At 60.8% G+C, this 12,730-nt stretch carries 11 protein-coding genes; 1 reads left to right on the top strand and 10 read right to left on the bottom strand.

Translation table 11 applies throughout. The features are described 5' to 3' along the window. Positions 1 to 386 precede the first annotated feature (386 nt). The 10 genes from AAY81_RS00165 to dnaK form a co-directional block, all read right to left on the bottom strand. The gene (locus AAY81_RS00165) at positions 387 to 1,226 is read right to left on the bottom strand and encodes an amidohydrolase family protein (RefSeq protein ID WP_066659882.1); all 840 of its coding nucleotides are present in this window, start codon (positions 1,224 to 1,226) and stop codon (positions 387 to 389) included. A 116-nt stretch (positions 1,227 to 1,342) separates the two neighbouring features. Then, positions 1,343 to 2,311: a ribosome small subunit-dependent GTPase A gene (rsgA, locus tag AAY81_RS00160; protein WP_066659880.1), complete on the bottom strand. Its 969-nt coding sequence runs from the start codon at positions 2,309 to 2,311 to the stop codon at positions 1,343 to 1,345. After that, positions 2,311 to 2,913, bottom strand: a complete 603-nt coding sequence (locus AAY81_RS00155; protein WP_066659878.1) for a hypothetical protein — start codon at positions 2,911 to 2,913, stop codon at positions 2,311 to 2,313. The genes rsgA and AAY81_RS00155 overlap by 1 nt, the downstream gene beginning before the upstream one ends. After that, the gene (locus tag AAY81_RS00150; RefSeq protein ID WP_066659875.1) at positions 2,913 to 4,445 is read right to left on the bottom strand and encodes a TrkH family potassium uptake protein; all 1,533 of its coding nucleotides are present in this window, start codon (positions 4,443 to 4,445) and stop codon (positions 2,913 to 2,915) included. Before AAY81_RS00150 ends, AAY81_RS00155 begins: the two co-directional genes overlap by 1 nt. A gap of 3 nt (positions 4,446 to 4,448) precedes the next feature. Next, on the bottom strand, positions 4,449 to 4,586 hold the full coding sequence (locus AAY81_RS10330; RefSeq protein ID WP_156501468.1) for a hypothetical protein: 138 nt from the start codon (positions 4,584 to 4,586) through the stop codon (positions 4,449 to 4,451). 135 nt (positions 4,587 to 4,721) lie between these two features. Continuing rightward, positions 4,722 to 7,364 carry an ATP-dependent chaperone ClpB gene (clpB, locus tag AAY81_RS00145; protein WP_066659869.1) on the bottom strand — a complete coding sequence of 881 codons (2,643 nt, stop codon included), beginning with the start codon at positions 7,362 to 7,364 and terminating at the stop codon, positions 4,722 to 4,724. Positions 7,365 to 7,483: 119 nt separating this feature from the next. Further along, positions 7,484 to 7,861, bottom strand: coding sequence for a heat shock protein transcriptional repressor HspR (locus AAY81_RS00140; protein ID WP_143117297.1), 378 nt, complete (start codon positions 7,859 to 7,861; stop codon positions 7,484 to 7,486). Then, complete coding sequence (locus AAY81_RS00135) at positions 7,861 to 8,787, bottom strand: DnaJ C-terminal domain-containing protein (RefSeq protein WP_066659863.1); 927 nt, start codon at positions 8,785 to 8,787, stop codon at positions 7,861 to 7,863. Before AAY81_RS00135 ends, AAY81_RS00140 begins: the two co-directional genes overlap by 1 nt. Positions 8,788 to 9,210: 423 nt before the next feature. Next, complete coding sequence (locus tag AAY81_RS00130) at positions 9,211 to 9,828, bottom strand: nucleotide exchange factor GrpE (RefSeq protein ID WP_066659857.1); 618 nt, start codon at positions 9,826 to 9,828, stop codon at positions 9,211 to 9,213. A 2-nt stretch (positions 9,829 to 9,830) separates the two neighbouring features. Next, on the bottom strand, positions 9,831 to 11,741 hold the full coding sequence (gene dnaK / locus AAY81_RS00125) for a molecular chaperone DnaK (protein WP_066659856.1): 1,911 nt from the start codon (positions 11,739 to 11,741) through the stop codon (positions 9,831 to 9,833). A 452-nt stretch (positions 11,742 to 12,193) separates the two neighbouring features. On the opposite strand from dnaK, the gene AAY81_RS00120 reads away from it, so the two are divergent. Then, complete coding sequence (locus AAY81_RS00120; RefSeq protein ID WP_066659855.1) at positions 12,194 to 12,382, top strand: 4Fe-4S binding protein; 189 nt, start codon at positions 12,194 to 12,196, stop codon at positions 12,380 to 12,382. The last annotated feature ends 348 nt before the right edge of the window (positions 12,383 to 12,730 follow it).

Below are 12,730 nucleotides of genomic sequence, written 5' to 3'. Positions count from 1 at the left end.
GGTACCTATGCGAAAACAGGAGCGTATTATCCAAACTGTCCCTGATGCGACGGGGCTACCCCCCCTCTAAACCCTCCCCGTCGCACTTCTCAGAAACTTAAAGGAGCGCTGAACTGCAGACAGCGCTCCTTTTTTGTTGCACCGCTGAGACCGCATCTGGCGGCACGCTAGGCGGCTCCGTGCTTCGGTCGTTGGCGGAAGCCAACTCCCTCGCCTGTCGCGCCTATCGCGCTCGCCAGCTGTACTCTCAGCTACTTTGGTGGACCTGCGGGTTGGGCAACCTGCGCTCGCTTGCTTTCGCTTTGCGAAAGCTCGGCATCGCGGGTCGAGTTTATAGTCCCGCTCGTTTTCAGCTTTGCGAAAGCTCGGTATTCCGGGCTGGAAGGTTAGTCCACGCCGTAAAAGCGGGCGAAGTTGTCGTAGAGCATCTTCTGGTTCTCTTCGTGGCTATAACCAAGGGCCAGAAGGCGCGCGAATTCGTTTTCGGGACTCCACATGGGATAATCGGTACCCCACATGATGTGATCGACGCCCAGATGGTCGACCAGGTAGCGCGCTTCTTCCACCGAAGCCCATCCAAGCATGCTGCTCGTATCGAAGGCGATGTTGGCACCTGCACGAACCGCCGCCTCAATCACCAGGGGACGACGCTTCCAAATGCGGCAGCATCCGAAATGCGCGGCATGCACCTTCAGCTCGGGCACTTCCTCGAGCACGCGCATCAGGCGCTCGGGCGCACTGTAGTCGTAACGCTCGTCGCCCACGTGCAGCAACATGACCAACCCGCGCTTCGCAGCCTCGCGGTACAACGGCATCATGCGCGGGTCGTCGATGTTGAAATACTGCATATCAGGATGCAGCTTGATGCCCTTCAAGCCCAGTTCGTCCAGCTCATCGAAGAGCACTCCGAAATCGGGCATATCCGGATGAGCGGTTCCCAAGCCCAAAAAGCTATCGGGGGCGCTGGCAACCTCATCCGCAATGAAGTGGTTGATGCTGCTTACCTGTTTCACCGTAGTCGCCACGCTGAAAATGAGAAACTTCTCGACGCCCAGGGCGCCCGCCTTCGTCAGCAGGTTCGACGCGGTGGGCACGCTCTCATACATGTCGGTGCGGTAGAACGCCCCGATGGCCGTGGAGGCCTTGGAGGCAATCTTCTCCTTGTAGACGTGGGCGTGCGCATCGGCAACCCTATACACCGAACCGTCGAGTGCCGTGATGGTCATGGGAATCCTTTCACCGTGGTTTCGACGATTACTTTACCACGCGATAGTGACCCGCAACACCACAAGGCAGGCCCTCCGTAATGGATGCAAATAATAGCCAGTTAACGAAAAAGGACTTATCTCTTGCGACGGCCACCGCGCGAGCGAATGCGGCTGGCCTCTTCGTTGCGCTGTTTCTGCTGCTCGTTCTCTTCCGTGAGACGCAGGTACGATTCAAGACGCTGCGGCGGAATCCGGCCCGCTTCGACCGCTTCGCGCACGGCGCAGCCAGGCTCGGCCCCATGCTTGCAATCGCGGAAGCGGCACTCCATTGCCGCCTTGTCGATATCGGGGAAAGCCGCTGCGATGCCCGCATCGGCGTTCCAAAGGCCCAAGCCACGCACGCCGGGCATGTCAACGACCCACCCACCATCGCGCACGGCCACCATGCTGCGGTTCACCGTGGTATGACGACCTTTGCCGTCAGTCTCGCGCACGGCAGTGGTCTGCTGCACCTCGCTGCCCGCCAGCAAGTTCACCAAGCTAGACTTCCCCACGCCCGAACGACCGATGAGCACGGCCGTGCAATCTGCGGGAATGCACGCACGAAGCGCCTCAACGCTGGGCGCATCGAATTCGGACACCACGAGCACGGTGTCGTCATTGGTGGCAATAGCACGCACGAGCTCGGTGGTATCGCGAAGCTGCGCCTCATCCTGAGCCAAATCGGCCTTGGTAAGCGCCACCACCACGCGCGCACCCGTCTCGTGCGCAAGCACCAACTCACGTTCCAACCTGCGGATATTCAGCTCGAATAGAGGATGGGCCACGACAACCACGTCGAAATTGGCCGCAAGCGTCTGCGGCAGCGAGCGCTCGGCGGGATCCTTGCGCACAAGCGAGCAACGGCGCGGAAGGATTTCCAGGATCTGCGCGATATCTGCCGCTTCATCGGCTTCCACCATGACCTCGTCGCCAATGACGGCGCGATGCTTCTTGCCCTTCACGAGCGCCGTGGCATGCTTGCAGCGAAACTGAGCGCCATCTTCGGTACGCACCAGGGGAAAGCCCCGGTCGAGCTGCACTACCCGTGCCTTTAGGCGCATTACCGCCGCCTTTCTCGCAGATAGTAGTACGCACCCATGAGCACGACGCCAACGCCGCAGAGCACTATGCCGGGAATGAAGTCATTCAGATTGAGCACGTCGTGCGTAATGCTTCCAGCCTTCAGCGCCTTCACGGTAGTGGCGTGAATGTCCTGCGAGCCCTCGTGCTCGGTGCAGGCAATATGGAACTCGCCCTGCACCTGCAGCGTCGTTCCGGTGGAATCGTAGCCGCCGTACACGTCGATAAGGTCCAGATCGCTTTCCTTTATGCGCACGGAGATGGTCCCCTCGCGCGAGGCATCCTGGCTGGAAAGCGTAATCCAAGCGTATTCGGTACCGGTGTCGTTCACTGCGTCGCCCACGACCTCGCCAACAACTTGCACCGTAGTGCTATCGAGTGAGGCATCGCCATTCACCAGGTCGTAAATGCTCGTGTCGTACAGGAACGAGTTGTCGGGCATCTGCTGGGTGTTGATAAGGTTGTCGCCCTCGTCGCTGCCATCCACGGCCCATGCCTGCGCCCAAGTAGGAACGCTCATAAGGACGAACGTGATGACAGCGGCAACCACCAGAGCAAGCGCACGTTTCAGCTTGTCGCTCATCAACGGTCCCCCTTCTGCGCACGAGACGCCAGGCGCGGCTTGCACGACACCAGAATCTTAATGCCCACGGCCAGCAGCGTTACGAATTCCAGACGGCCCGCCCACATTTCGGCGATGTAGATGACCTTCAGCGCAATGGGCATGCCAGCACTGGTAATGCCCGCCGACATGCCGCCGTTGCTGGCCATGGCGATGCTTTCCATAAGCGCATCAACGGCATCGTAGCCCAGGGCGATGCCCGCAAGGGCACCCACGATATACACCAATACGAACATGATGAATACCGTCATGGCTTCCTTCACCTCGGCCGCGCCCAGACGCATGCGGCCAATGTGGTAATAGCTCGTCTGAATGCGCGCGGAATCGGGCGAAGCCGTGATCTTCATCGTTTCGATTGCGGACTTGCCGATGATCACGATACGACGCAACTTGATACCGCCCGACGTGGACCCCGAAGAGCCACCGATGGCCATGGCGATGGCCAGCACCAACAGTGCGCCCGAAGGAAACACCGCATTGAGCTGATTACTCGTAAGCGTTGCGAAGCCCGCAGTGGTAGACGCGGAAACGAACGTAAACAAGCCCATGCGCAACATGGTGGGCGCATTGCTGAGCAATGCCACGCCGGCAATGCTCGCAGCGAAGATGGCGAGCATGATCATGATCCACAGCGCACCCGAGCGAATTTCCATGTCATGCAGAAACGCCTCGATGCGGCCCTTGATCACCTCGCTCTGAAGGCTAAAGTTGATGGAGCCCAGCAGCATGAGCACCATGAGCACCACTTCGATGACGACGCTGTGGTAATACGCCACGTTGGTGCTATTGGGAGAAAGGCCCACGGTCATAAAGCTGGAAACGGCCATGAACACGCCATGGAACAGCGAACGTGCAAGCGTCATGCCATGTGCCAGCATGCAAGCGATGAGCACGACAGACGCCGCGCCAATAACGGCAAGCGATAGCTTGATGGTGAACTGAGCCGTCTGCACCACGTTGGGCAGCACATGCTCGCTGTGGCCTTCCGAGTCGTACAGGCTAGAATCGGTTACCGCGCCAAATACGCCAAACGACATGGCAACGACCACCAGGCCCAAACCACCCGAATACATGGTGACCAGGCGCCAGATGCTATCGGCATAGGACAGATGGTCGGGCTGGGAAACAATAGACGCACCCGTAGTGGTAAACAGCGCCATGGCGTCGAAGAGCGCGTCGAGATACGAACCGTAGTGATTGCTCATGACCAGCGGAACCGCACCCATAAGGGCCGCGGCGAGCCATGCGAAGCTCGTGATTGCGATGGCCTGCTGCCTATTCAAGCGACCGGGTTCGATACGCGCCATGCGCAGCGCGGAACCAAGCGTGAGCGCCAAGCCCACCGAGAACAGATAGCGATGAGCCGGTTCCCATTCCTTAGTCGCGAACGCCACCACAAGCGGCACGATCATGCCGATGCCCACCAACGTAAGCAATACGCCCAGGTAATGGGCGATTACGCGGAAGTCATAGAATGTATAGCGCTGCCACATGTCCTATCCGATGACAAACTTGACCGCTACCACGATGATGCCCAGCACCACCACAAAGCACAGCGTGGACAGCACAAGGATACATACGCCCATAACGGACGTCCCCATACCAGTTACCTGTTCGCGCTGAATCTTTCGCATGCTGGCATTCTATCGCGAATCGATGCCAAGGATGTGGAGAGAATAAGACCAGACGGCCACGTAAGCCGTCTGGTCCTTGGGAAACGCTTATTTCGGTCGGGCGCCCACCCCATTGCAGAGCAGGCAGAGCGACGCCTAGGCCTCCAAGCGCGGAGGCTCGGGATCGGGGTTTTCGACGGTGGCAGCGTAACGCAGCTCGTCGTTCAGGTCGATGGTGACCTTTGCGCCCTCCATCACGTTGCCGCGCACCATCTCGTTGGCAATGCGGTCCACGATCTCCTTCTGAATAAGGCGCTTCAGCGGACGCGCGCCAAACACGGGGTCGTAGCCATCCAGGCTGAGCTGCTGCATGGCCGCCGGCGTTACCACCAGGTGGATGCGACGTTCCGCAAGGCGGGCACGCACGTCTTCCAACTGCAGGTTTACGATGGGCTCGATGCTGCCCAGCGACAGCGCGTTGAAGATCACCGTATCGTCGATGCGGTTCAGGAATTCGGGGCGGAACGTTCCACGCAGCGCGCCGTCGATGGCCTGCTGCATCTGCTTCTCGTCGCCATGCTCCGCAAATTCGCGAATGAACTGGCTACCCACGTTGCTCGTCATGATGATGATGGCGTTCTTGAAGTTCACCACGCGGCCCTGGCCATCGGTAAGGCGGCCATCGTCGAGCACCTGCAACAGGATGTTGAAGACATCGGGATGGGCCTTCTCGATCTCGTCGAGCAGGATGACGCTATAGGGGCGACGGCGCACCGCTTCGGTCAGCTGGCCGCCCTCGTCGTAGCCAACGTATCCCGGAGGTGCGCCAATCAGGCGCTGCACGCTGAACTTCTCCATGTATTCGCTCATGTCGATGCGGATCATGGCGCGCTCGGTGTCGAACAGGTATTCTGCCAGGGCCTTCGCCAGCTCCGTCTTGCCCACGCCCGTGGGGCCCAGGAACAGGAAGCTGCCGATGGGACGGTCGGGATCGGAAAGGCCCGCGCGATTGCGACGAATGGCGCCTGCCACGGCGGCCACGGCCTCGTCCTGCCCCACCACGCGCTGATGCAGGCTATCTTCCAAGTCAGCAAGCTTTGCCATTTCGCCCTGCATCATCTTCGAGACGGGAATGTTCGTCCAGGCGGAAACCACCTCGGCGATTTCCTCGTCGGTTACCTCTTCCTTCAGGATGGCGCCGCTCGCCTGCTTCTCGTTGAGCTCCTGCTCGGCGGCAGCCAGCTCCTTCTGAAGCTGAGGAATGCGGGCGAAGCGAATCTCGCTGGCCAGGGACAGGTTTCCCTCGCGCGTGGCGCGCTCCTCTTCGGCATGGGCATCGTCGATGCGGGTCTTCAGCTCCTGCACGTGCACGATGACGTCCTTCTCGTTACGCCATTCGGCCTTGCGAGCGTCGAGGTCCTCACGCGCCGCGGCAATCTCGCGCTGCAACGCCGCCAGGCGCTCGCGGCTCGCCGCGTCGTCTTCCTTCAGAAGCGCCTGCTCCTCGATCTGCATCTGGGTGAGCTTGCGATTAGCCAGGTCGATGTCTTCCGGCATGCTATCGATTTCGATGCGCAGGCGGCTTGCCGCCTCGTCCATGAGGTCGATGGCCTTGTCGGGCAGAAAACGGTCGGAGATGTAGCGATTGGAAAGGTTCGCCGCTGCCACTAAGGCGCTGTCGGTAATGCGCACGCCGTGGTGAATCTCGTACTTCTCCTTCAGGCCACGCAGGATGGCAATGGTGTCTTCCACCGTGGGCTCGCCGATGACGACTGGCTGGAAACGGCGCTCGAGGGCAGCGTCCTTCTCGATGTACTTGCGATACTCGTCGAGCGTGGTGGCACCGATGGCATGCAGTTCGCCGCGTGCCAGGGCGGGCTTGAGCATATTGCCGGCATCGAGCGAGCTATCGCCCGTGCTACCTGCGCCTACAATGGTGTGCAGCTCGTCGATGAACAGGATGATGCGACCGTCGGAGTCCTTCACCTCGCGCAGCACCGCCTTCAGGCGGTCTTCGAATTCGCCGCGGTACTTGGCGCCGGCCATCATCGAGCCCAAATCGAGCGCGATGATATCACGGTCGCGCAGGCTGCTGGGCACGTCGCCCGCGACGATACGCTGGGCCAGGCCCTCCACGATAGCCGTCTTGCCAACGCCCGGCTCGCCAATGAGCACGGGGTTGTTCTTCGTGCGGCGGGAAAGCACCTGCACGGTACGGCGGATTTCCTCGGAACGGCCAATAACCGGGTCGAGCTTGCCCTCGCGCGCTTGCTGCGTAAGGTTCTGGCCATACTTTTCCAGCGCTTCGAACTGGGCCTTTTCGGTCTGGTCGGTAACGCGCGTATCACCACGCAGGTCCTCGTAGGCCTCTTCGATGTTCTTGCGCGTAACGCCCGCGGCATTCAGGATCTTGCCCGCGTCGCCCTTGTCGCTTGCCAGGGCAATGAGCAAGTGCTCGCTGGTGGCGTACGTGTCGCCCATCTTTTCGGCAGTCTTCACGGCCTCGTCGAGCACGTTCATGAGTTGCATGCTCGGGGCGCCGGAAATGCCCATCATGCCGCCGCCGCTTACCTTCGGCATGGCAGCGATCTTGTCGTTCACGTTACGCAGAAGCTGCCCCGCATCGGCGCCGATACGCTTCACGATGGCATTCAGGTTATTCTCCTGCGATTCCAGAAGCGCCTTCAGCATGTGGATAGGCTCGGCTTGCGCCGAACCGGCGTCGCTGGCAATGGACATCGCGTTCTGCAGCGCCTCCTGCGCCGTGATGGCCAGCTTCTGAAGATTTCCCATGTTCATGGTCTATACCTCCTTCGAGGTTGCTGTGATGAGGGATGTGCCCGGTAGCAGAATGCACGGGCAATAAAAGGGTGCTAAAGAATCGACCAAACGGAACGGGGCCCGTTTGGTCGTCATGGTCAGGGAAGACGGCGAAGCGAGTTGGTCTGCGCGACCACGAGCGACGTAACGCTCTCGCGCGTTTCCAGCTCGTGCACGCGGTCGGCCAGGCGGCGCACCTTCTTGTGCAGGGAATCGAGTTCCTCGTCGCGTTCGGCGACGCGGCCCTGCAGGTCGAGGATGCGAATGACGCCAGCCAGGTTGATTCCCTCGCCGGTGAGCTCGTTGATGAGCTCGAGCCGTTCGATGTCGGCTTGCGAGTACATGCGCGTGTTGCCGCTGGTGCGCTTGGGCGTTACCAGGCCCTTCTGCTCGTACGAACGCAGCGTCTGCGGATGCACGCCGGCAAGCTCAGCTGCCACGGAAATCATGTACAGGGGGCGATCACGATCGTCCATTACCATGTTCTCACCTGCTCTTCCGTTGCCGATTCATATGCCTCGATGGCCTTGCGCTGCTCGTCGTTCAGATCGCGCGGCACCTTCACGTGCACGGTGAGGAGCAAATCGCCCGATTCGGCGCTTTGCACGCGGGGAGCGCCCGCGCCACGCACCTTCAGCACCGTGCCTTCCTGCACGCCAGCGGGAACCTTCACGCGAACCTTGCTGCCATTGGGAGCGGGAATGTCGACCGATGCGCCCAGGGCGGCCTCGCCAAAGGTAACGGGCAGGTCCATGAGCACGTTGGCGTCGTCACGCGTGTACAGCTCGTGCGGCTCGATGTGCGTGGTTACCAGCAAATCACCTGCGGCACCGCCGTTGGAGCCCGGTTCGCCCTGGCCACGGAAGCGCAGACGCGATCCTTCCACGGCGCCCGCAGGCACCTTGCAGGTGAAGGTCTGCGTACCCTCGCGACCGGGAACGCGCACGCTCACGCGCTTCTCACATCCGGCAAAGGCCTCATCGAACGTGACTTTCAACGTGACGTTGATATCGCGGCCCTTCATGGGACGCGGGGCGCGCTGCGCGCCGCCAAAGTCGCCGAAATCCCACGAGCCGCCGAATGCGCCTTCGCCGCGACGAATGCTTTCCAGAATGTCGGCCCAGCTGCCAAACCCGGCACCTGCGCCACCACCGAACGGATTGCCACCGCCCCAGCCATGGGGAATCTTATTGGCATCGCCCGTTCCATACTGGTCGTACAGCTTGCGCTTCTTCTCGTCGCCCAGCACCTCGTAGGCTTCGTTGATCTGCTTGAACTTCTCTTCATCGCCGCCGGCATCGGGATGCTCCTTGCGAGCCAGCTTGCGATACGCCTTCTTAATCTCGTCGGCCGATGCGTTCCGTGAAACGCCCAGCGTCTTGTAGTAATCCGGAGTTGCCATAACGTTTCACCTCTTTCAAATACGCAACCAAACCAAAACTTCCATCAGGGCGAACAGCGCAGCGCCTTCGCCCGTAAGTCAAACCCACGACCCTGCAAGCAAAACCCGCTCGCATCAAGGCGGACAGCGAAGCGCATCCGCCCGTGAGTCACCTCACGAGCAGCCCCGGATTCCTTCCCTCACCGGAGGGCCTCCGCGAGAGAATCCGGGTTGTTCCCCGTAGCGGGGGTTGGTCCCGGGCCCTTCCGGGACCCTCTGAACACCAACCCCCGCGCTTGGCTCAGCCAAGCGCAAGTAAAAACATGAAGCAGCGCAGCGCACGAGCGTAGGTTTCGGCCCGTGCGGGGCCGAAACCACGCGAGCAGCGGAGCGGGGCGTCCCGGAAGGGCCCGGGACCCACCCCCGCGGACGAGCGGGAGCGGATTACTCCTTCTCGCGCGCAGGCCCGCCAGTAGCCACCGTCACCATTGCTGGCCTAATCACCTTCACGCCCATCTTGTAGCCCTTCTGGTAGACCTCTTGCACGGTCTCGTCGGGCACTTCGGGGTTCGGCACCGTGGCGACGGCCTGGGCCTCGAGCGCGTTAAACGCCTGGCCAACCGGGTCGATCACTTCCACGCCAGCCTTGGCAAGCACGTCGGCGAACTTGGTGTGCACCTTCTGCACGCCATCGAGCAGGCCAGCTTCGCCATTGTTGGCAGCGTAGTCGATGCTGCGCTCGAAGTCGTCGAGCACGGGGATGAGCCCGCTCACGATGCCTTCGCATGCGCGCTTCTTCTCTTCTTCGCGCTGCTCGTTCATGCGACGGCGGTAGGTGTCCCATTCCGCATGCAGGCGCATGTACTTGTCTTTCCACTCGGCCACTTCAGCCTGCGCGGCGGCAAGGGCGTCTTCGGCAGAAGGCTCTGCGTCGTCGCTGGGGGCGTCGGCCGGGGCCGCCGTAGCGGCCTCGGCGTCGGACGGGATGGAAGCAGCTTCGGGCTGGGCGGTGGTTTCCTCTTCCGAGGCGACCTCGCTGGTGTTGTCCTTGGCCTCTTCCATGTTTACTTACCTTCGTTCTTGTTGTCGTCGACGACCTCGTAATCGGCTTCGATGGGGCCATCGTTGTTGGCGGCGGCACCCTGAGCGCCCGCGGCAGCGTCGGCGCCAGCCTGCTGCTGGCTGTAGACGACCTCGGACAGCTTGTAGCCAGCCTGCTGCATCTTCTCGGTAGCAGTCTTCACGGCTTCAATGTCGGTGCCAGCCAGGGCTTCCTTGGCTTCCTTCACGGCGTCTTCGGCAGCCTGCTTGGTATCGGCAGGAACCTTGTCGCCCAGGTCGCGCAGCGTCTGCTCGGTGGCGTTCACCAGGGAGTCGCAGTTGTTGCGAGCTTCTACTTCTTCCTTGCGCTTGGCGTCTTCCTCGGCATGGCTCTCGGCGTCCTTCACCATGCGATCGACTTCGTCATCGGAAAGGGCGGTGCTACCGGAAATGGTGATCTGCTGCTGCTTGCCCGTGCCCAGGTCCTTTGCGGAAACGTTCACGATGCCGTTGGCGTCGATGTCGAACGTAACCTCGATCTGGGGAATGCCGCGGCGGGCAGCCGGAATGCCAGAGAGCTGGAACTTGCCGAGCGTCTTGTTGTCGGCAGCCATCTCGCGCTCGCCCTGCAGGACGTGAATCTCAACGCTCGTCTGGTTGTCGGCGGCGGTGGAGTAGATTTCCGTCTTGCGGGTAGGAATGGTGGTGTTGCGCTCGATCATCTTGGTCATGATGCCGCCCATGGTTTCAACGCCCAGGGACAGCGGGGTAACGTCGAGCAGCAGGATGCCTTCAACGTCGCCAGCCAGAACGCCACCCTGAACGGCAGCGCCCATGGCAACTACCTCGTCGGGGTTCACGCTCATGTTGGGCTGCTTGCCCGTAATCGTCTTCACCAGTTCCTGCACAGCGGGCATACGAGAGGAGCCGCCAACCAGCAGAACCTCATTCACATCGCCCGTGGAAAGGCCAGCGTCGGTAAGGGCGCGCTGGACAGGCTGCTTGCAGCGCTCGAGCAGGTCATGCGTGATGCGCTCGAACTCGGCACGCGTGAGCGTGTAGTCCAGGTGCTTCGGGCCCGTGGCATCTGCCGTGATGAAGGGCAGGTTGATGTTGGTCTGCGTGGTGCTGGAAAGCTCGATCTTGGCCTTTTCGGCAGCTTCCTTCAGGCGCTGCAGGGCCATCTTGTCGCCACGCAGGTCGATGCCGTTTTCCTGCTGGAACTTGTCGGCCATCCAGTCGATAATGCGCTGATCCCAGTCGTCGCCGCCCAGGTGGTTATCGCCAGCGGTGGAGCACACCTCGAAGACGCCGTCGCCCAGCTCGAGCACGGACACGTCGAACGTGCCGCCGCCCAGGTCGAATACCAGGACCTTTTCGTCCTTGTTCGTCTTGTCGAGACCGTAGGCCAGAGCAGCAGCCGTAGGCTCGTTGATGATGCGCATGACTTCCAGGCCGGCGATCTTGCCTGCGTCCTTGGTAGCCTGGCGCTGAGCGTCGTTGAAGTACGCGGGAACGGTGATTACGGCCTGCGTGATGGGGCTGCCCACCTGCTTCTCGGCGTCGCTCTTCAGCTTCTGGAGCACCATAGCGGAGATTTCCTCGGCCATGTAATCCTTGTTGTCGATGTCGACGACGGCGCGGCCGTCCTTGCCGTTCTTCACGGTGTAGGAAACGGTCTTCTGCTCTTCGCCGGTTTCGCTGAAGCTACGGCCGATGAAGCGCTTCACGCTGGAAACGGTGTTTTCGGGGTTGGTAACGGCCTGGTTCTTGGCGGCCTTGCCAACCACGCGCTCGCCGTCCTTGCGGAAACCGACCACGGAAGGCGTGGTGCGGTCGCCTTCGGCGTTGACCAGGATTTCGGGCTCGGAGCCCTCCATGACGGCCATGGCCGAATTGGTAGTACCCAAGTCGATGCCGATGATCTTTGCCATAATGCTGTTCCTTTCCTTGTACTTGCTGCGCTGCCCGGCCCGAGTTTGCGAGATGCCGATGCGGGCGCTGGCAAGCTTTCTTTGCATAACGGCACTATAAAATCTAAGTCTCCCTCTGTCAAATTTCCTAAAACAGAGCGGTAAGAAATATTTATACCACCTCTGAGCTGGGCAAAGACATCGTGGGCATGCGCCCCAAGATCTCACAAGACCTTAGTCGCAACCATTCCGTAACTTTTGCGACACAGAACCCCCGTTATGCCCATTTTCATAAATGTACCTGCTCACAGGCATGTTACGTAATGCGGGGGTTTTGGTTCCACTTCACCGCCAATCAAAGCCACATAGGGCTTTTTTTCAAAATTGCCTTGCAAAGAAACGGAGTCATGCTATTTTGGGCGCATGGAGAAAGCAGACATGGGTTAGGGACCTATGAATAGAAGGAGGCCATCATGGCACGTCCCCTTATCAGCACGGATGATTGCATCGGTTGCGGCATCTGCGTAGATGCCTGCCCCCAGGGCGTTCTGGAGGTAAACGGCGGCGCGGTGGAAGTCGCCAACGAAGATTCCTGCATCGCATGCGGCGAATGCCTGGAAGAGTGCCCCATGGGCGCTATCACCGAGATTTCGGAAGACTAGCGCGCCACGGCATAGCCAATCTGGCAAGGGAGAGCCCGCAAGGGCTCTTTTTTATGCCCAGGACAGGGGGCAGCGGGTGACAGGGGGACGTACCTGCTGTCACCTTCGTTTTCAGGTGACAGCAGGTACGTCCCCCTGTCACCCGCCCCCTGCCACACAGCATAGGCAGAGCCATGGAGCCAGGCACCTCGACCCGCGGCTTGGGGGCCACTATAATGCGGGGCAAGGCACCTGGCGCCATGGCTCTGGGTGCCCCCTTCCGAAAGGAAGGGCGTGGCGTCCGTCACCGGGGCCGTTAAAGGAGACGGACGCCACTGTATATATGGTCCTCGTTCGCTATGGGTGACA

Source organism: Denitrobacterium detoxificans (assembly GCF_001643775.1).
Taxonomy (GTDB): Bacteria; Actinomycetota; Coriobacteriia; order Coriobacteriales; family Eggerthellaceae; genus Denitrobacterium; species Denitrobacterium detoxificans.
The sequence above is the reverse complement of the archived record's forward strand: the minus strand, read 5'-3'. Positions and strand labels throughout refer to the sequence as shown.